This window comes from Microvirga guangxiensis (genome assembly GCF_900102135.1).
In the GTDB taxonomy this organism is placed as follows: Bacteria; Pseudomonadota; Alphaproteobacteria; order Rhizobiales; family Beijerinckiaceae; genus Microvirga; species Microvirga guangxiensis.
On record NZ_FMVJ01000004.1, the window covers coordinates 347,848 to 367,180 of the forward strand.

The following is a 19,333-nucleotide window of genomic DNA, read 5'->3' on the forward strand; positions in this document are numbered from 1 at the left end:
TGCCCTCCGTCGGATGGTTTCAAGACGATCAGGCGTCCACGTCGAACTTCACGCCCTGTGCGAGCGGAAGGGTGTTGCCATAGTTGATCGTGTTCGTGGCGCGGCGCATGTACGCCTTCCAGGCATCGGAGCCGGACTCGCGTCCGCCGCCCGTTTCCTTCTCGCCGCCGAACGCGCCGCCGATCTCGGCGCCCGAGGGGCCGATATTGACGTTGGCGATGCCGCAATCGGAGCCCACTGCCGAGACGAAGGTTTCCGCCTCACGCACGTTGAGCGTGAAGATCGAGGAGGAGAGACCCGCGCCGACTGCATTGTGCTGCTCGATCACCTGATCGAAATCGGTGTAGCGCATCACGTAGAGGATCGGAGCGAAGGTCTCTCGCAGAACCGGGCCCGTCTGGCTCGGCATCTCGACGAGAGCGGGGCGCACATAGACGCCGTCGCCTGCCACGTCCGTGTAGCGGCCGCCGCCATGGACCTTGCCGCCGGCATTGCGGGCTTCATCGAGGGCGCGTTCCATGCCTTCGAAAGCGGCCTTGTCGATCAGCGGGCCGACGAGCGTGCCTTCCGTGCGCGGATCGCCGATCTTCACGCTGCCGTAGACCTTCACGAGGCGCGGAACGAGCTGGTCGTAGACGCTGTCGTGAACGAAGAGACGGCGAAGCGTGGTGCAGCGCTGACCGGCGGTGCCCATGGCTGCGAACGCGATGCCGCGCAGTGCGAGATCGAGATCCGCGGAGGGCGCGACGATGGCGGCGTTGTTGCCGCCGAGCTCGAGGATCGCGCGGGCGAAACGCTCGGCGAGCTTCGGGCCGACCTGACGGCCCATGGCCGTGGAGCCGGTGGCGGAGAGAACCGGAACGCGGTGGTCCTCGACGAGGATCTCACCGATCTCACGACCACCGAGGATCACTTCGAACAAGCCTTCCGGTACGCCGCCGAAGCGCTTGGCGGCGCGCTCTGCGATGGCATGCGTGGCAAGCGCGGTCAGCAGGGTCTTCTCGGAGGGCTTCCACACGACGCTGTCGCCGCACACGATGGCGAGAGCGGCATTCCACGACCACACGGCCACAGGGAAGTTGAAGGCGGAGATGACGCCGCAGACGCCCAGCGGATGCCAGGTTTCCATCATGCGGTGATCGGCGCGCTCGGTAGCGATGGTGAGGCCGTAGAGCTGGCGGGAGAGACCAACGGCGAAATCGCAGATGTCGATCATCTCCTGAACCTCGCCGAGGCCCTCGGAAACGATCTTGCCGGCTTCCAGCGTCACAAGACGGCCGAGGTCTTCCTTCGTGGCGCGCAGCTCTTCGCCGAGGAGGCGGATGAACTCACCGCGCTTCGGAGCGGGGATCTTGCGCCATGCCTTGAAGGCGGCATCGGCCCGGGCGATCGCAGCCTTGGCCTCGTCCGGCGTGGTCTCGCGGACGTGGGCAATCACTTCACCGGTGATCGGGGAGGTGGCGGGGCGGCCCGTGGAGGCGAAAGCGCTGTCCGGCACGCCGAGACGAGCAAGAATGGCGCGGGCTTCTTCCGCCACGCTGGCGGTCGAGGTGGAAACGGATTGCAGGGCGGACATTGTCATTCTCCCATGGAAACGGGGCATCGGGCTGTGAGTGGAGCCCGCCACCGTCGCGTGTTCTGAAAACAAGACGACGGCAGCCTTTATGGCCACCGTCTTAAAGCATGATCGGGAAAAGTGGGAACTTCTTTTCCCGAATAGGATCATGCGATTTCGGAAAGAAGCTGGACAGATTCCTGCCTGTGCAGGGCAGGAACCTGTTCCGAATCGTCATGCCATGACGTCAGGCGACGGCGTCGAGACGGATATCCTTCACAGCCGGTTCGCTGGCTTGGTCCAGACGCACGCCCGCGTAAACGCGGCCAAAGCGGTTGGCGAGGAACGCGTCGAGGCCGATCTCTTCCTGGCGGACGAAACCTTCCTTCGGCAGCTTGCCTTCGGCCAGCAGGTCAAGCATCGCGCAGATGCCGGCAGCCGTGGTCACCTGGATTGCGGTGCGCTGGGTGCCTGCGACCTTCTGACCGTAGATGGAGCGGGCATAGGTTTCCTGCACGTAGCGTCCGTCGCGTTCGCCGGTCACGGTCACGAACACGATCACCATGTCCTGCATGGTGGCCGGAACGGCGTTCTCCAGGATGTCCTTCAGGACCTCGCGGCGGTTGCGTAAGCCCAGGTCGTTGAGGAGTACGCGCATCAGAGCGCAATGGCCCGGATAACGGATGGTCTTGTAGTTGAGGTTGCGCACCTTGCCTTCGAGCGTCTCGCACAGGGTGCCGAGGCCGCCCGAGGTGTTGAAGGCCTCGTAGCGCGTGCCGTCGAGGGAGAATTCCTCGAGTTCTTCCATGGCGGGGACTTCGCGGAGCTTGCCGTCGACCACCGCTTCACAGCGCTCGATATACTCGTTGATGACGCCGTCCGTGCTCCAGGTGAGGTTGTAGGACAGGGCGTTCGACGGATATTGCGGCAGCGCGCCGACGCGCAGGCGCACGGTGTCGAGCTTGTCGAAACGGCTTGCGATGTCATGGGCGACGATGGAGATGAAGCCCGGAGCCAGGCCGCATTGCGGGATGAAGGCGGTGGTGGCGCCCTCCGACAGCTCCTTCACCATGCGGGTGGTGGCGACGTCTTCGGTGAGATCGAAATAGTTCACGTCGGCAAGGCGCGCCGCCTGGGCCACATGGCCGGTCAGGTGATAGGGCGCGGCGCTGAGCACGGCGTAATGGCCCTTCAGGGCGTTCTGCAGGGCGACCGCGTCATTGAAGTCGAGCTGGACCGTCTTGATGCCGTTCTTGCCGGCGGCCGCGAGGGCTTCGGCGGAAGCGTCGGCCACGGTGACGGCGTAATCGCCGGTGTCGTTGAGCATATCGACGATGGTGGAGCCGATCTTGCCGGCGCCGATGACGAGAATGGATTTCATGGTACTTGGACCTCCCTGGGAATAGAGGGAGAAAACGGCAAAACCCTGCAAAGCGCCATAGACAAGCTGACGGAAAGCCGAGTAGATTTCGGCATAACGCCGTTAAGACTGGTCAATGTGATGTTAGACGACACGGATCGTGCCCTGATTGCGCTGCTGCGCGAAAACGCCCGCATCGGCCATGCGGAGGCAGCCCGCCGCCTGAAACTCTCCCGCACCACCGTGCAGGCGCGGGTGGAAAGCCTGGAGCGGCGCGGGGTCATCGTCGGCTACACCTTGAGGCTCGCGGAGGAGGTCAGCCGGCGCATGGTGCGCGCGCATGTGACGATCGTCGTGGCGCCAAAAGCGTCCGCCGCCGTTGCCACGGCGCTGCAGCGCATGCCAGAGTTGCGCGCGCTTCATTCCGTCGCCGGTGTCTTTGATCTTCTGGCGGTGGTAGAGGCACAAGACGTTCCAACCCTCGACGCCGCCATCGACAAGATCGGCGCGCTGGAGGGCGTGGAGCGCACGCAATCCTCCATCATCCTCTCAACGAAATTCGAACGATGACAACTTCTGCTTCTCAGATTGCCGATGTCGTGATTGTGGGCGGCGCCGTCATGGGCTCCTCCACCGCGTACCATCTCCTCGCCGACACCGGCTTCAAGGGGCGCGTCGTCGTCATCGAGAAGGATCCCACCTATCAGCTCTCGGCATCCGCGCTGTCCGCGGCGTCGATCCGCCAGCAATATTCGAGCGCGGTCAACATCCGCATCTCGCTTTATGGAATCCACTTCCTGCGCAACATCGCCGATTACCTCACCGTCGACGATGACAAGCCGGAGCTTGGATTGAAGGAAGGCGGCTATCTCTATTGCGCGACGGATGCGGGCGAGCAGGTGCTGCGCGAGAACCAGGCGCTGCAGGCCGCGGAAGGCGCGGACATTCTGTTCCTGAAGCCCGATGAGCTGAAACAGCGTTTCCCCTGGCTCAATGTGGAAGACCTCGCAGCCGGCACCTGGGGCCGCTCGGGCGAAGGCTGGTTCGACGGCTGGGGCCTGCTGCAGGCGTTCCGCAAGAAGGCGCGTTCGCTCGGCGCCGAATATGTGAAGGGCGAGGTCGCGGAGATCGAGCGCGAGGGCAATCGCGTCACCGCCGTGCGCCTCAAGGATGGCACACGCATCGCTTGCGGCACGCTCATCAACTGCGCGGGCTCGGGTGGCCGTGCGGTTGCGGAAATGGCCGGCCTCACGATACCGGTGCAGGCAAAGCGCCGCTATGTGTTCACCTTCTCCTGCAAGGAGCCGGTGGAGAACCTGCCGTTGCTCATCGACACGTCAGGAGCCTATGTGCGCCCCGAGGGCGAGGGACATTTCATCTGCGGTGCCTCGCCCGAAGCGGACATGGATCCCGACTGGCATGACGACGACCCGTCGAGCCAGGAGATCGATCATTCCTTCTTCGAGGAGTTCATCTGGCCGTCGCTTGCGCATCGCATCCCGGCTTTCGAGGCGATCAGGCCGGGCCGCGCCTGGTCGGGGCCCTACGACATGAGCCTGCTCGACCATAACGCGATCATCGGCAAGACGAACGAGATCGAGAATTTCTATCTCTGCAACGGCTTCTCGGGGCACGGCCTGCAGCAGGCCGCCGCTGTCGGCCGGGGTCTTTCGGAGCTCATCGTGCACGGCGGCTACCGCACGCTCGACCTGTCCGAGCTCGGCTACGAGCGCGTGCTGGCGAACCGTCCGCTTCTCGAGCGCAACGTGATCTAAAGGCCTCTCTCGTCGGAGGTCCGGTAGGCCCAGATCCTGCCGCCGCGGTTCATGTGCCGCTGCATCAGGCCGGGCTGATCCGGAGAAGGCTGGGAGGCGGCGGCAAGCTCGTTCACGCCTTCCCGGTCCGCCCGCTCATCGCTGCGGCGCGCACCCGTTCCCGTCGTGGTTTGCGCTCCGGCGTTCGGCTGGCCTTCGCCCGCGCGCAGATCGGCGGAGCCGAGATCGTCCGTGGCCTCCGCCATCTGGCCCATGCCGGGCAGCGAACCCGTATTGGTCTGGCCCGCCTGAGTGCCGCCGGTGATGCCTGCCGCCAGGGGAGCGCCGAGATCGGCGCCCTCATCGCGCCCGCCGTCGGCGCCGAGCCATTCCCGGCTGCTGCTGTCGAGGTCCACGGGGTCGAACATCTCCAGGACCCGGCTTGCCTCTTCCATATCGTCACGGTCGACGCGGGCGGCGATCAGGGTGCAGCCGCTACGAAGGCCATGTTGGAAGATATGCAGGTCCTCGGCGGGAAGATTCAGGTCGTGGAGCGCCTCCATGGAATCGTCTCGAGCCGAAAGGGCACGAAAACCGGAGATCGAGGAAATTTCGCGGGCGTCCTCTGTGCTCGCCGCAACGATCCGGTGTTGGGCGATTCCCATTTCCATAAGCGCTTGAAGCGCTTGGCGGGCCTGAGCGGGGTCCCTGAATAGGGCTGCGATCATCTGGGGCATGGCTTTCTTACCTATGGATACTCCCTCAACGAAGAGCGCTTTAGGCCTGTTCCCATCCCCAGTTGTTAAGTCTTTTCAAGGAAAAGGGCTTCCATTTTGAAGCCGGCTATGATTGTCATGGATGTGTCATTAAAACGTCATCCGGCTTTCGTGCCGGCATGATGAACGACAAGAACGTCCCTGAGGGGGACGATACGGGAGAGACTAGATTATGATGAAGAAGTCCTTCCTCGGCGCCCTGGCCCTTGGCCTCGTGTCGAGCACCTCCGCCTTCGCTCAGACGGAGATCCAGTGGTGGCACGCTATGACGGGTGCCAACAACGAGGTCGTTAACCGTCTCGCCGAAGAGTTCAACAACTCGCAGAAAGACTACAAGGTCGTCGTCAGCTACAAGGGCCAGTACGCCGACACCCTGAACGCCGGTATCGCCGCGTTCCGTGCGGGCAACGCTCCCCACATCCTGCAGGTCTTCGAAGTCGGCACCGCGACCATGATGGGCGCGAAGGGCGCCGTGAAGCCGGTCTACCAGCTGATGGCCGAAGCCGGCGAGAAGTTCGATCCCAAGGCTTACCTGCCCGCGATCACCGGCTACTACTCCACGGCGAAGGGCGAGATGCTCTCCTTCCCCTTCAACTCCTCCTCGATGGTCATGTGGATCAACAAGGACGAGCTGAAGAAGGCTGGCGTCAACGATATCCCGAAGACCTGGCCTGACGTGTTCGAGGCCGCCAAGAAGCTGAAGGCTGCCGGCCACGACACCTGCGGCTTCTCGAACGCCTGGGCTTCCTGGGCTCACATCGAGCAGTTCTCCGCATGGCACAACGTGCCGATGGCCACGAAGGCCAACGGTCTCGACGGCTTCGACACGGAGATGAAGTTCAACTCGCCGCTCCACGTGAAGCACCTGCAGAACCTCATCGACCTGCAGAAGGACAAGACCTACGACTACTCGGGCCGCGACTCGAAGTCCGAGGGCCGCTTCACCTCCGGCGAATGCGCGATCTTCCTCACCTCGTCCGGCTTCTACGGCAACGTGAAGGCCAACGCGAAGTTCGACTACACCTCGACCCTGATGCCGTACTACCCGGACGTCCAGGGCGCTCCGCAGAACTCGATCATCGGCGGCGCCTCCCTGTGGGTCATGGGCGGCAAGAAGGCTGAGGAGTACAAGGGCGTCGCGAAGTTCTTCGCCTTCCTCTCGGACACCGACCGTCAGGCCAAGCTGCACCAGGAATCGGGCTACCTCCCGATCACGAAGGCTGCTTACGATAAGACCAAGGCTTCCGGCTTCTACGAGAAGAACCCGGTCCTCGAGACTCCTCTGAAGGAGCTGACCAACAAGGAGCCGACCGAGAACTCCCGCGGCCTGCGCTTCGGCAACATGGTTCAGATCCGCGACGTGATCTCGGAAGAGATCGAGGCTGCTCTCGCCGGTCAGAAGCCTGCCAAGGACGCACTCGATGCTGCTGTTTCGCGCAGCAACCAGATCCTGCGTCAGTTTGAACGTACCGTTCGCTAAGTCTAATCGACTAAAGTAACTTTTCATCCCGGGAAGCCGAACGGCTTCCCGGGATGATCTTATAGGAAACCTCGCAGACCGGTCGATGCCGTCATCTGCCCATCACCGGACCACCGTAAGCCGATGGAAAAACGAGCTCATTTTTCAGGGTGGACGCTGCCACTGCTGCTGATCCTTCCGCAGATGGCGATCACCGTCATTTTCTTCTACTGGCCCGCCTCGCAGGCAATCTGGCAGTCCTTCCTGCGGGAAGATGCCTTTGGCTTGGCTTCCGAATTCGTCGGCTTTGAGAATTACATCGGCCTCTTCGAGCAGCCCGAATATTACCGGGCGATGGTCACCACGGTGATCTTCTCGACGCTGGTGGCCTTCTTCTCGATGTCGGTCGCGCTTCTTCTCGCCTCGCAGGCCGACAAGAACATTCGCGGAGGTCATGCCTTCAAGACCCTGCTGATCTGGCCCTACGCGGTGGCTCCCGCCATCGCGGGCGTGCTGTGGATCTTCATGTTCCATCCGACGCTCGGCACCTTGGCGCGCCCCATCCGCGCCGCCGGGATCGACTGGAACCCGATGCTCAACGGCAACCATGCCATGATCCTGCTGGTGCTCTCCGCCACCTGGAAGCACATCAGCTACAACTTCCTCTTCTTCCTCGCGGGCCTTCAGGCGATTCCGAAGAGCGTGATCGAGGCGGGTGCCATCGACGGCGCCGGCCCCATGCGCCGCTTCTGGACTATCATCTTCCCGCTTCTGTCGCCCACCACCTTCTTCCTTCTCGTCGTCACGGTCGTTTACGTGTTCTTCGAGACGTTCGGCATCATCGATGCCGTGACGGGCGGTGGCCCGGCCGGTCAGACGACTACTCTGGTCTATAAAGTTTATGCGGACGGCCGTCTCGGCGGCGATCTCGGCGGCTCGGCTGCCCAGTCGGTGATACTCATGGTCATCGTGATCGCGCTCACAGCCATCCAGTTCCGCTATGTCGAACGCAAGGTACAGTACTGATGGTCGAGAATCGTCCCTTTGCCCAATTCATGGCTTACCTGACGCTGGCCATCGGCGTTCTCGTGGTCGCCTTCCCGGTCTATCTCGCGATCATGGCATCGACCTTCGATGCCGCTACGATCATCAACGGCAACATGCCGTTGATCCCGGGCGATCAGGCCGTCGAGAACTACACCCGCACGCTGTTCTACGGCGGCAAGCAGGCCCGTGAGCCGGTTGCGATGATGATGGTGAATTCCATGATCATGGCCCTCGGCATCGCGTTCGGTAAGATCCTGATCTCCATCTTGTCGGCCTATGCGATCGTGTACTTCAAGTTCCCGTTCCGCAAGACCGCGTTCTGGGTGATCTTCATCACCCTGATGCTGCCCGTCGAAGTGCGTATCTACCCGACCTACAAGATCGTCGCCGATCTCGGTCTGCTCGATACCTATACGGGCCTCATCCTGCCGCTGATCGCATCGGCCACCGGCACGCTGCTCTTCCGTCAGTTCTTCATGACGATCCCGGACGAACTTCTGGAGGCCTCGAAGATCGACGGCGCAGGCGCCTTCCGCTTCTTCAAGGACACGCTGCTTCCGCTGTCCATCACGACGATCGCCGCGCTCTTCGTGATCCAGTTCATCTACGGCTGGAACCAGTATCTCTGGCCGCTGCTGATCACGACGCAGAGCTCCATGCAGACCATCGTCATCGGCATCAAGAAGATGATCACGACGACCGACGCGCTCACCGAATGGCAGATCGCCATGACGACGGCCGTGCTCGCGATGGTGCCGCCGGTGCTGGTGGTGATCTTCATGCAGCGGCTCTTCGTGAAGGGCCTCGTCGAGACGGAAAAGTAACGCGCGTTTCTCGTGCACCGCCTCTCCCGCTGCGGCGGGGGAGGCCTTCAACGGAATATCGGAATTTTTGAGCCCGGCGCCTTCGAGGCAGAACGGGTCGAGGTTAAAAGGAACAAGGCAATGGCAGGGGTAACTCTGGATACCGTCCGCAAGATCTACGCGGGCAACGTGGAGGCCGTCAAAGGCGTCTCTCTCGGCATCGAAGACGGTTCGTTCTGCGTGCTTGTCGGCCCATCGGGCTGCGGCAAGTCCACGCTTCTTCGCATGATCGCGGGCCTGGAGACGATCTCTGGCGGCGAGATCAAGATCGGCGACCGCGTCGTCAACAAGGTGGAGCCCGCCGATCGCGATATCGCGATGGTGTTCCAGAACTATGCGCTCTATCCGCACATGAGCGTTTACGACAACATGGCCTATGGCCTGAAGAACCGTAAGACGCCCAAGGACGAGATCGAGAAGCGCGTGAAGGAAGCAGCCCGCATCCTCGCCATCGAGTCGTTCCTCGAGCGCAAGCCGCGCCAGCTCTCCGGTGGCCAGCGCCAGCGTGTCGCCATGGGCCGCGCCATCGTGCGCAAGCCGCAGGTGTTCCTCTTCGACGAGCCCCTCTCCAACCTCGACGCCAAGCTGCGTGTGCAGATGCGCGTGGAGATCAAGCGCCTTCAGAAGGCCCTTGGCGTGACGTCGATCTACGTGACCCACGATCAGGTCGAGGCCATGACGCTCTCCGACAAGCTCGTGGTGATGTCCGGCGGCCAGATCGAGCAGGTCGGCTCCCCGGCCGAGGTCTATCGCCGTCCTGAGACCCGTTTCGTCGCCACCTTCATCGGCTCCCCGCCCATGAACATCCTGCCCGGCAAGGTGGAAGGCCCCGGCCGCGTGTCGGTGGGCGGCCAGACCATTGCCGTCACGGATATGCGCGAAGGCCTCACCCCCGGCTCGGCCATCGAAGTGGGCCTGCGTCCTGAGGACGTGCAGGCAGGCGGCTCCGCCGGCGCTTCGAGCCTGTCCATGGACGTGGACTTCGTCGAGGAACTCGGCGCGACCCAGCTCTTCCATGGCAAGGTGGGAGGCACCGAGTTCGTGGTGCAGGCCTCCACGGGCCAGATCCCGGCGGACAGCCGCAAGCTGACGCTCTCCATCGACCCGGCCAACGTTCACCTCTTCGACCCGCAGACCACAAAGCGTCTGGGCCGCGTCTAAGACTTTATCGTCAGGCTTATCCGGCAACAGCCGCCCCGGGTTCCCCCGGGGCGGCTGTTGCGCGTTCAGGGCAGCCCCATTATCCCTTGTAGAAGGAACGTGAGGAACAGCGATGACGGTCAAGCTCGACGGGGCGACACTTGGGATTGAGGATGTGGTGCGCGTGGCGCGCCCGGATGCAAAAGGGGGCTTTGCGCAAGCCCAGCTCGCCCCCGAGGCGCGGGAGCGGATTGCGGCGACCCGGGCCTATATCGATCGTACCTGGATGCATGACGACGCGCCGCTCATGTACGCCTTCAATACCGGCGTCGGCCTGTTCAAGGACCAGCGCGTGCTGATCGCCGACATGGCGGCCTATCAGCAGAAGAGTGTCTATGCCCACGCCACCGGCGTCGGCGAGCCCTTCGCCGAGGACGTGACGCGAGCCATGATGCTTCTGCGTGCCAACGCCTTCGCGTCGAACTATTCCGGCCCGCGCGTCGAACTCGTCGAGCGCCTGCTCGCCTTCCTCAACGCGGGCCTGCATCCGGTCATTCCGCAAAAGGGTTCGGTCGGCGCTTCCGGCGACCTCGCGCCCCTCGCCCACATGGCAGGCGCCGTGTGCGGCTTCGAAGAGGCGCATATGGTCTATCAGGGTCGCCTGATGCCGGCGCGCGAGGCGATTCGTGCAGCGGGTTTCGATCCCGATTTCGAACTCGGCGCGAAGGATGCGTCCGCTCTCATCAACGGCTCGACCACATCGCTTGCCCTTGCTGCCCTCGCGACCAGCGATGCACGCCGCATCCTGAAACATGCAGACATCGCCATGTGCCTGTCGCTTGAGGCCATGCGCGGCGAACTGGCTGCTTTCGATCCCCGCGTGCACAAGGCCCGCCCGCATCCTGGGCAGGCACGTGTGGCGCGCAATCTTCTGCGCATCCTCGATGGTTCGAAGCGCTGCTCGCAGGATGCGCGCAACATTGTCTTCCCGGACGAGCCGCGCCAGCCAGGAACGCCGGCGAGCCCTCGCGTGCAGGATGTCTATTCCCTGCGCTGCACCCCGCAGGTTCATGGGCCTGCCGTCGAAGCGCTGGAATATGTGGAGCGGGTCGTCGGCACGGAGATGAATTCCGCGACCGACAACCCGCTGATCTTCGATGACGGGCAGGGTGGCTACGTATCGATCTCAGGCGGTCACTTCCATGGGCAGTACATGGCGCAGGCCATGGATTTCCTTGCCATCGCCATGGCCGATCTCGGCTCCATCTCCGAGCGCCGCCTCGCGCGCCTCATCGATCCCACCATGTCCTATGGGTTGCCGCGCAATCTGCTTGCCGGCAAGCGTGGATTGAACACCGGCTTTGCCACGGTGCAATGCTCCATGTCGGCGCTCGTCATGGAGAACCGCGGGTTGGCGACGCCTGGCTCCGTCGATTCCATCCCAGGCAAGTCCAATGCGGAAGATCACGTCTCCAACTCCACATGGTGCGGGCGCAAAGCGCGCACCATCGTGGAGAACGTGCAGCAGATCGTAGCCGGCGAATTGCTGATGGCGGCGCAGGCTCTCACGCTCGTGGAGCCGCTGACGCAGGATTATCCCCTCGGCAAGGGCTCGCGCGCGGCTATGGAAGCCATTCGCGCGGTCATTCCGCCGGCGCTCGACGGCGACCGCTGGTACGCCACCGAGATGCGCCAGGCGCTCGACCTCGTGCGTTCCGGCGCAGTGGTGGAGGCGGTCGAGAGTGCCATTGGAGCTTTGGAATAAGAAAGGGCTCGGAATGACCCGAGCCCTCGCAGCTGGAACTGCCTGTGAGTTAGCGGCAGCGGCGCACGTTGCGCACGACCACGGAGCCGTTCGGACGATAGACACGTTCCTGCACGATACGGCAGCGATCCCTGCGGCGCTCCACGACGGGAGGAGTGCAGCGGCGAACGGTGCGATAGACGACGCGGCCATTGGGTCTCACCGTGCGCACGCGCTGCGTCGAGCAGGCGACGTTGTCGACGAGGGAGGGGGCCTCAAGCCGCTGTGGGCTGAAGCGGGCCTGTGCCTCTTGTGCGGAACCGAAGAAGCCGGCGCCGAAGACGACTGCGATGGCGGGGATGAGGAGAGCTCGCATGGTCTTATCCTTTGTTACTTGGGACTGACGACAACTTCAGTGTCTAGAGCATGGTTCCTGAAAAAGGGATGAACCGCATGTTGCCTCGGGTTACGATTAACCGCGTGCAAGTTCAGGACGGCCCCGAGCTGGTTGCAGCCAATCTCGCCAGTATCGCGCTGCATGAGCCGTGGGTTTCTCCCTGCCGTGATATGGTGACCTTTCAGGGATACATTGCGCGGTGCGACGGCGACCGTTCCATCGGGTTCGTCGTGCGCGAGCGCGACAGCGGCAGGATTGTCGGCGTCGTCAACTTGAGCGAGATCGTGCGCGGCTTCTTCCAGAGCACGTATATGGGCTATTACGCCGTTGCCGGAATGAATGGCCGAGGCCTGATGAGTGAGGCCGTGGGCCTCGTCGTCACCCATGCCTTCACGGAACTGGGACTCCATCGCATCGAGGCGAACATCCAGCCCGACAACGAGCCGTCGCGCGCATTAGTGAAACGTCTCGGCTTTCGCCAGGAAGGTTACTCGCCGCGCTATCTGAAGATCAACGGCGAGTGGCGCGATCACGAGCGCTGGGCCATCCTCTCAGAGGATTGGCAGACCTGAAAAATTATGCGGCCACAAGTTTCTTCTGGAGAAAGGTGCGGCTTCCGCCCTTCGGAAAATTCTTCAGCTCGCCGAAACGCTCATAGCCCAGGCGCTCATAAAGGGACAGCGCTTCGGGATTCAACGTGTCGAGCCAAGCGGAATGACAGCCGCGATCGATCGCCTCTTCTTCCGCCATGCCGATCAGGCTGCGCGCAATGCCCTGTCCGCGCAGGCTCTCGGGCACGAAGATCAGCTCGATCGTCAGCCATTCCCAACCCGTACGTCCCCACAATCCGCCGACGATGGTTTTTGAATCGACGGCACGGATGACCACGGCCAGATCTTCGATGTGCAGATCCGGCATGAGTGTGGCGCGGTTGAAATCGGTCAGCCCATTGGCGATGATCTGGCGGACGATGCTATGCGGCTTCGGCAGAGGCTCGAGATAGAAGTTCAAGCAACAATCCTTTTAACGGCCTCCAGCAACACGCGGGCCGCAACGTCTGCATCCTCGGCTGTGATCGACTCGGCCGGATTATGGCTGATGCCGCCCTTGCAGCGCACGAACAGCATGGCGGACGGGCAGAGATTGGCGATGGCCACCGCATCGTGACCTGCGCCGGATGCCAGGCGCATCGGCTCGAAGCCGGTGCTTTCCACCGCTTCTTCCAACTGCGCCATCAGATCCTTGTCCATGGGCGTCGCAGGCGATTCCATGAAGGGCTCGATGGTGAATGAAACGCCGCGGCGCTGCGCTGCCGCTTCGCATTCGGTCACGATGTCCTGCACCATGGCAAGGCGCACGGCGTCATCCGGTGAGCGTGCGTCGAGCGTGAAATCGACACGGGCTGGAATGACGTTGATCGCGCCGGGCTGCACCTGAGCCACGCCCACCGTCGCTACCGTGTCGGTGCGCGCGGAGCTTGCACGCTCCACGATGCCGATCATCTCGGCAACGGCGGCCAGCGCATCGCGGCGCATGTTCATGGGCACGGTGCCAGCATGTCCGGCTTCGCCGATCACATGCGCGCGGGCGCGGGTAATGCCGTTGATGGCCGATACGATGCCGATGGGAAGATCGCTCGCTTCGAGCTGCGGACCCTGCTCGATATGCACTTCGAGATAGCCGCGATAGCGTGCGGGATCGCGCGCAAGCGCAGCAACGCCGAGCGGATCGCCGCCGAATTCGATCAGGGCGTCGCGCAGCGCGATGCCGTCCGCATCCCTGCCGTCGAGCCAGGCGGGATCGTAGCGGCCTGCAAACGCGTAGGATGTGGAGAGATTGGTGGGGAAGCGCACATTCTCTTCATCCCCGAACGCCACGATCTCGACCGCACAGGAGGGCACGATGCCTTCCGCCTTCAGCGCCTCGGCGACGACGATGCCGAGCACGACGCCGAGATTGCCGTCATACCGGCCGGCATCCACGACACTGTCGATATGGGAGCCGATGAGAAGGGCGGGAGCGGCGGGGTCGGCACCTTCCATGCGTCCCACCACCGAGCCGAGGGCATCGATATGGGCCGAGAGCCCGGCCTCGCGCATGAGTTCCAGCGTCGAGTCCGCCGCGGCGCGATGGGCGGGCGAAAGATAGAGCCGCGTCAGGCGCCCGTACTCGTCCGTATGCCGGGCAAGGTCCTCGATCATCGCCATCACGCGGCGTCCGAGGGTGAGATCGGTGTCGTTCATCATGGAGACAGAGTTTCAGGAACGGGCCCGCTTCGCAAGGGGCGAGCAGGCCCGGAACCGTGAGCCCCGATCAGGCCGCGACGCCCAGCTTCTTCTGCAGGCTGGAGGAGGACGTCGTGTATTGGAACAGCAGCTTCTTCTCGGGGTAGACGTAGCGGTGGATCTTCTGGGCCGCTAGCGCACCCTCGTGGAAGCCGGAGAGGATCAGCTTCAGCTTGCCCGGATAGGTGTTGATGTCGCCGATGGCGAAGATGCCGGGAACATTGGTCTCGAACTTCTCGGTATCGACAGGAATCAGGTTCTCATGGAGGTTCAGGCCCCAATCGGCGATGGGTCCGAGCTTCATGGTCAGCCCGAAGAAGGGCAGCATCACGTCGCAATCCACCGTGAACTCCGAGCCGTCGTCCTTGCGGATCACGGCCCCGTGGAGCACGTGGTTTTCGCCCTTGAGCGAGGACACCTGGCCGAGATGCAGGTCCATGTCGCCGGCGGCCACGAGGGAGCGCATCTTCTCCACCGTGTGCGGGGCGGCGCGGAAGGCGTCGCGACGGTGGAGGAGGGTGAGGCGCTTGGCGATGGGCTGCAGGTTCACGGTCCAGTCGAGGGCGGAATCGCCGCCGCCGACGATGAGGATCTTCTTGTCGCGGAACATTTCCATCTTGCGGACCGCGTAGAAGACGCTCGTGCCCTCATAGGCCTCGATGTTGTCGATCGGGGGTTTCTTGGGCAGGAAAGAGCCGCCGCCGGCCGCGATCACCACAGCCTTGCATTCGAACGTCGTGCCGTTCTCCGATGTCTTCACGCGGAAGCGGGGCGCCTCGGGCGTGCCGATGGATTCCAAGCTCTCCACCATCTCGTTGAAATGGAAGGTGGGATGGAACGGGTCGATCTGCGCCATAAGGTTATCCACGAGCCCCTGACCCGTGATCATCGGAAACCCCGGAATGTCGTAGATCGGCTTTTCCGGATAGAGCTCGGCGCACTGGCCGCCCACCTTCGGCAGGATGTCGACGAGATGGCATTTGATATCGAGGAGGCCCAGCTCGAACACGGCGAACAGGCCCACAGGCCCGGCACCGATGATGACGACGTCCGTTTCGATATGGTCGGTCATGAACAGGCTCCTTCGAGAGACCGCTTTCGAAAAGCACGGTCTCGGGATATTGGCAATGCGGCAGGTATGACGGTTCAGCCGCCCGTTGGGGCTAACGTGACCTCCAGGCCGTCGAGTTCGGGGGTCCAGATGATCTGGCAGGAGAGGCGGGAATTAGGCTTCGTCACCACCGTGTCGAGCTGGTCCTCCTCCTCCTCGGTGGGCGGATAGAGCTTGTCCAGCCATTCCCCATCCACGAAAACGTGGCAGGTGGCGCATTCGCAGGCTCCGCCGCACAGGCCCTCGATGGGCAGGCCCCAGTCCCGGATGATCTCCATCACCCGCCAGCCCTCGATGGCCTCGAGAGTGTGGCGCTGGCCGGCCCGATCGGTCACATGGATGACGCCCATGAAGCGGGAATTCCTTCGCGTGAACACAGAGAAATGGCGCGGGAGCCCGCGCCTTTGGGGTGCATATCGACCTTTCGGCCCGTCGCGTCAATGGTTTAACGGCTCCGTTTGTTTCCGGAGGCTTAAGCCTTCTATACCCCCAGGGTCTCGGCTCTGAGAGGCTCGTCGGCCATCAGCTCGGCCATTGTGCCGTGGAAACGCATTTCGCCCCGCTCGATCACGATGGCACGGTCGCTGATGCCCGCGGCGAAGGCCCAGTTCTGCTCGGAGAGAAGCACGGCCACGCCTTCGGCCTTCATGGCGCGGATGGCCTCAGCCATCATCTGCACGATCACGGGGGCGATGCCCTCGGAGGGCTCGTCCAGCAGGATGGCATCCGGGTTGCCCATCAGGGTGCGGGCGATGGCGAGCATCTGCTGCTCGCCGCCCGACATCTGGTTCCCGCGCCGCCCGCGCATCTCGGCGAGGTTGGGGAAGAGCTTGAACAGCCGCTCCGGCGTCCAGGGGGAGCGGCCGCCGCTTGCGGCCTTGCGACCTGCCTCCAGGTTTTCCTCCACGGTCAGGTCCGTGAAGATGCGCCGGTCCTCCGGCACGTAGCCGAGGCCCATGCGGGCGATCCTGTAGGTGGGAAGACGCCCGAGGGAATGGCCCTTGAAAGTAGCCTTCTGGGCGGTCGCGGGCACGAGGCCCATGATGGCTTTCAGGGTCGTTGTCTTGCCAGCGCCGTTGCGACCCACAAGGGCTAGAACCTCACCGGCATGAAGACCGAAGGTGAGGCCGAACAGCACCTGGGCGCGGCCGTAGGAAGCCGTGAGGTTCCAAATCTCGAGGAGCGGGGGAGTGCTCATGCCGGACTCAACCCTTTCGGCTTCTCCAGTGCGTGCTCGTCGCCGAGATACGCGCGGCGCACCTCCTCGTTCTGGCGAATTTCCTCGGGGGAGCCTGCGGCGATGATCCGCCCGCGCACAAGCACGATCACCCGCTCCGCGTGGCCGAACACCACATCCATGTCGTGCTCGGTGAAGAGAACGCCGATGCTCTTGGCATCCGCGATTCGCGCCGTGAGATCCATGAGGTCGGCCCGCTCCCGAGCGGCCATTCCGGCGGTAGGCTCATCCATGAGCAGGAGCTTCGGCTGCCCCGCGAGCGCGATCGCCAGCTCCACGCGCTTTACATCGCCATAGGCGAGAGCCGAGCAGGGACGGTCGGCCACATCGGCCATGCCGACCTGCTCCAGGAGGGCAAGCGCTTCCTCCCGATGCCGCGTGCGGGCGGGTGCCCACAAGGCGCTGCTCTCGCCGTTGCAGCTGACAAGCGCCATTTGAACGTTCTCGACGACGCTCATGGACAGGAACGTCTGGGCTACCTGGAAGGTGCGCCCTACGCCGAGGCGGAAACGCTTCTGCGGCGATGCGGCGGTGATGTTCTGCCCGTCCAGAAGAACGGCGCCGTGATCGGGGCGCAGCTGACCGCCTACCATGTTGAATACCGTGGATTTGCCTGCGCCGTTCGGACCGATGATGGCGAGCAACTCGCCGCGTTCGAGCAGAAAGCTCACATCCCGCGCCGCGGCCACGCCGCCGAAGGATTTGCTTAATCCCTGAACCGAGAGAAGCGTCATGAGCGTTCCTCTCCCCATCCGCGAACCGTGCCCACGAGACCGCGTGGGAAGACGAGCACGATGGCGATGATGATGAGGCCCAGCAGCAGGCGCCAGAGCGATGTGAGCGGCATGATCTGATCGCGCAACACATGCAGGAAGCCAGCGCCGACGAGCGGTCCCGTAACGGTCTGGATGCCGCCGATGAGCAGCATGGTCAGCGCGTCGACCGAGGTGGGAATGCCGAGCAGGGATGGATCCACGGAGCCGCGCGAGAAGGCATATAGGCCGCCTGCCAGCCCTGCCGCCGCCCCGGAGATGGTGAAGGCAAGCCAGCGGTGACGGCGGATCGTCAAGCCGATGGCTTCAGCGCGAGCCTCGGAATCGCGCGCGGCGCGCAGCGCGTAGCCGAAGGGCGCGTTGATGATGCGCATCAGCAGGAGGACCGCGATCGTGACGAGCGCGAGGGTGAAGAGATAGAAGGGAACCTGTCCGCTGGCCCATGCGGACGGCCATACGCCGACAATGCCGTTGTCGCCACCGGTGACATCCACCCATTGGAATGCGACGGCGTAGATGATCTGCGCAGCGGCAAGCGTCATCATGGCAAGATAGATGCCTGAGAGCCGCACGACGAAACCGCCGATGAGCAAGGCACCGGCCGCGGCAAGCAGGAGGCCCGCGGGGAGTGCGGCTTCCATCGGCAGCGCGAACCACTTCAGGCTCAGCGCCGCTCCATAGGCGCCAAGCCCGAAGAAGGCGGCATGGCCGAAGCTGACGACGCCGCTGACGCCGATGAGAAGCTGAAGGCTGAAGGCGAAGAGCGCGAAGATGAGGATCTCCGTCGCCACCTTCAGCATGTAGGCATCGCCGATGAGCGGCAAGCTCAGGCCGGTGCCGATGACGGCTAGCGCGATCAGGCCGGCATAGGGCGAGCGCTTGCTGCTTGCGATGCCGACCGCGTGGGTTCCGCCAACTGCTTCAGGACGTCCGAAGAAACCGTAAGGGCGGATGGCCAGCACCACGGCCATGAGCAGAAAGACCACGACGAGCGTGCTTTTCGGGAAGATGAGGATGCCGAACGCCTGCAACTGGCCGATGATGAGCGCCGCCAGAAATGCGCCGGGCACGCTCCCCATGCCGCCGACGACGGTGACGACAAAAGCCTCGGCGATGATCGAGAGATCCATGCCCGCATGGGCCGACACGCGCGGGATCTGCAGCGCGCCGCCGAGGCCCGCGAGAAACGCGCCGAGGAAGAGCGTGCCGGTGAAAAGCAGAGCCTGATTGACGCCGAGCGCTGCGATCATCTCACGGTCCTGCGTTGCAGCGCGCACGAGAACGCCGAACCGCGTCTTGCGCAGCAGGAGCCACACGAGGCCGAGTACGATGGGACCTGCCGCGATCAGAACGAGTTCGTAGGAGGGGAAACGGCGTCCAAGGATTTCGACAGGTGCGCGAAGACCCGGTGCTCGCGGGCCGAGGATGTCTTCGGGACCGAACACGAGGATCGCGAGATCCTGCACGACGAGCACCACGCCGAAGGTGGCGAGCAGTTGGAAGAGTTCAGGCGCGCCATAGATGCGGCGCAGGAGCAGGACCTCGATCAGCACGCCGATGAGACCGACGATGATGGCGGAGGCGAGAATGCCGGCCCAGAACGTGACGGGGCCGAAGTGAAGTTCGAGCAGCCGCGGCACGAGGGTCGCTGCCGTGTAGGCACCGATCATGTAGAGCGAGCCGTGTGCGAAGTTCACGATCCGCGTGACGCCGAAAACGAGCGTAAGGCCGCAGGCGGTGATGAAGAGCGACGAGGCGCTGGAGAGCCCGTTGAGAGCCTGAATGGCGAGGAAGGAGAGATCCATATCCTGTCCTCTCAGCCGGCGCTGGTC

The 19,333-nt window shown here is 63.5% G+C and carries 19 protein-coding genes; 8 read left to right on the top strand and 11 right to left on the bottom strand.

Annotated elements, in window-relative coordinates; translation table 11 throughout:
* Positions 1–28: 28 nt before the first annotated feature.
* The gene (gene amaB, locus BLP10_RS08120; RefSeq protein WP_091133176.1) at positions 29–1,576 is read right to left on the bottom strand and encodes an L-piperidine-6-carboxylate dehydrogenase; all 1,548 of its coding nucleotides are present in this window, start codon (positions 1,574–1,576) and stop codon (positions 29–31) included.
* 226 nt (positions 1,577–1,802) lie between these two features.
* The gene (locus tag BLP10_RS08125; protein WP_091133178.1) at positions 1,803–2,936 is read right to left on the bottom strand and encodes a saccharopine dehydrogenase family protein; all 1,134 of its coding nucleotides are present in this window, start codon (positions 2,934–2,936) and stop codon (positions 1,803–1,805) included.
* Positions 2,937–3,056: 120 nt separating this feature from the next.
* Between BLP10_RS08125 and BLP10_RS08130 the strand changes: the two genes are divergently transcribed.
* Positions 3,057–3,485 (top strand): Lrp/AsnC family transcriptional regulator, encoded by a 429-nt coding sequence (locus tag BLP10_RS08130; protein ID WP_091133180.1) that lies wholly within the window; start codon positions 3,057–3,059, stop codon positions 3,483–3,485.
* Positions 3,482–4,690 carry an NAD(P)/FAD-dependent oxidoreductase gene (locus tag BLP10_RS08135; protein ID WP_091133182.1) on the top strand — a complete coding sequence of 403 codons (1,209 nt, stop codon included), beginning with the start codon at positions 3,482–3,484 and terminating at the stop codon, positions 4,688–4,690. Before BLP10_RS08130 ends, BLP10_RS08135 begins: the two co-directional genes overlap by 4 nt.
* On the opposite strand, the gene BLP10_RS08140 is transcribed toward BLP10_RS08135, so the two are convergent.
* Positions 4,687–5,406 carry a hypothetical protein gene (locus BLP10_RS08140; RefSeq protein WP_091133183.1) on the bottom strand — a complete coding sequence of 240 codons (720 nt, stop codon included), beginning with the start codon at positions 5,404–5,406 and terminating at the stop codon, positions 4,687–4,689. The two genes, BLP10_RS08135 and BLP10_RS08140, sit on opposite strands and share 4 nt — an antisense overlap.
* A 211-nt stretch (positions 5,407–5,617) precedes the next feature.
* On the opposite strand from BLP10_RS08140, the gene ugpB reads away from it, so the two are divergent.
* The 5 genes from ugpB (at position 5,618) to BLP10_RS08165 (ending at position 11,719) form a co-directional block, all read left to right on the top strand.
* Entirely contained in the window at positions 5,618–6,925 is a 1,308-nt protein-coding gene (gene ugpB, locus BLP10_RS08145) for a sn-glycerol-3-phosphate ABC transporter substrate-binding protein UgpB (RefSeq protein ID WP_425286942.1), read from the top strand.
* Between the two features lie 123 nt (positions 6,926–7,048).
* Positions 7,049–7,930, top strand: coding sequence for a sn-glycerol-3-phosphate ABC transporter permease UgpA (ugpA, locus tag BLP10_RS08150; RefSeq protein WP_091133185.1), 882 nt, complete (start codon positions 7,049–7,051; stop codon positions 7,928–7,930).
* Entirely contained in the window at positions 7,930–8,775 is an 846-nt protein-coding gene (gene ugpE / locus BLP10_RS08155) for a sn-glycerol-3-phosphate ABC transporter permease UgpE (protein ID WP_091133187.1), read from the top strand. Before ugpA ends, ugpE begins: the two co-directional genes overlap by 1 nt.
* A 120-nt stretch (positions 8,776–8,895) precedes the next feature.
* The gene (locus BLP10_RS08160) at positions 8,896–9,975 is read left to right on the top strand and encodes a sn-glycerol-3-phosphate import ATP-binding protein UgpC (RefSeq protein WP_091133189.1); all 1,080 of its coding nucleotides are present in this window, start codon (positions 8,896–8,898) and stop codon (positions 9,973–9,975) included.
* A gap of 112 nt (positions 9,976–10,087) precedes the next feature.
* Positions 10,088–11,719 (top strand): HAL/PAL/TAL family ammonia-lyase, encoded by a 1,632-nt coding sequence (locus BLP10_RS08165; protein WP_091133191.1) that lies wholly within the window; start codon positions 10,088–10,090, stop codon positions 11,717–11,719.
* A 49-nt stretch (positions 11,720–11,768) separates the two neighbouring features.
* Here BLP10_RS08165 and BLP10_RS08170 read toward each other — a convergent pair whose 3' ends face one another.
* Positions 11,769–12,074: a hypothetical protein gene (locus tag BLP10_RS08170; protein WP_091133193.1), complete on the bottom strand. Its 306-nt coding sequence runs from the start codon at positions 12,072–12,074 to the stop codon at positions 11,769–11,771.
* A 77-nt stretch (positions 12,075–12,151) separates the two neighbouring features.
* Between BLP10_RS08170 and BLP10_RS08175 the strand changes: the two genes are divergently transcribed.
* Positions 12,152–12,667, top strand: a complete 516-nt coding sequence (locus BLP10_RS08175; RefSeq protein ID WP_091133531.1) for a GNAT family N-acetyltransferase — start codon at positions 12,152–12,154, stop codon at positions 12,665–12,667.
* 4 nt (positions 12,668–12,671) lie between these two features.
* Here the strand turns inward: BLP10_RS08175 and BLP10_RS08180 are convergent, their stop codons facing one another.
* The 7 genes from BLP10_RS08180 to BLP10_RS08210 all read right to left on the bottom strand — a co-directional run bounded on the left by BLP10_RS08180 (position 12,672) and on the right by BLP10_RS08210 (position 19,306).
* Positions 12,672–13,106 carry a GNAT family N-acetyltransferase gene (locus tag BLP10_RS08180; protein ID WP_244510447.1) on the bottom strand — a complete coding sequence of 145 codons (435 nt, stop codon included), beginning with the start codon at positions 13,104–13,106 and terminating at the stop codon, positions 12,672–12,674.
* On the bottom strand, positions 13,103–14,341 hold the full coding sequence (locus BLP10_RS08185) for an allantoate amidohydrolase (RefSeq protein ID WP_091133195.1): 1,239 nt from the start codon (positions 14,339–14,341) through the stop codon (positions 13,103–13,105). The genes BLP10_RS08180 and BLP10_RS08185 overlap by 4 nt, the downstream gene beginning before the upstream one ends.
* A 67-nt stretch (positions 14,342–14,408) precedes the next feature.
* On the bottom strand, positions 14,409–15,452 hold the full coding sequence (locus tag BLP10_RS08190) for an NAD(P)/FAD-dependent oxidoreductase (protein WP_091133197.1): 1,044 nt from the start codon (positions 15,450–15,452) through the stop codon (positions 14,409–14,411).
* A 74-nt stretch (positions 15,453–15,526) separates the two neighbouring features.
* The gene (locus BLP10_RS08195) at positions 15,527–15,841 is read right to left on the bottom strand and encodes a 2Fe-2S iron-sulfur cluster-binding protein (RefSeq protein WP_091133199.1); all 315 of its coding nucleotides are present in this window, start codon (positions 15,839–15,841) and stop codon (positions 15,527–15,529) included.
* 131 nt (positions 15,842–15,972) lie between these two features.
* Complete coding sequence (locus BLP10_RS08200) at positions 15,973–16,689, bottom strand: ABC transporter ATP-binding protein (protein ID WP_091133201.1); 717 nt, start codon at positions 16,687–16,689, stop codon at positions 15,973–15,975.
* A complete protein-coding gene (locus BLP10_RS08205; RefSeq protein ID WP_091133203.1) occupies positions 16,686–17,462 on the bottom strand; it encodes an ABC transporter ATP-binding protein in 777 nt (258 codons plus the stop codon). Before BLP10_RS08205 ends, BLP10_RS08200 begins: the two co-directional genes overlap by 4 nt.
* The gene (locus tag BLP10_RS08210) at positions 17,459–19,306 is read right to left on the bottom strand and encodes an ABC transporter permease (protein WP_091133205.1); all 1,848 of its coding nucleotides are present in this window, start codon (positions 19,304–19,306) and stop codon (positions 17,459–17,461) included. Before BLP10_RS08210 ends, BLP10_RS08205 begins: the two co-directional genes overlap by 4 nt.
* Positions 19,307–19,333: the final 27 nt, after the last annotated feature.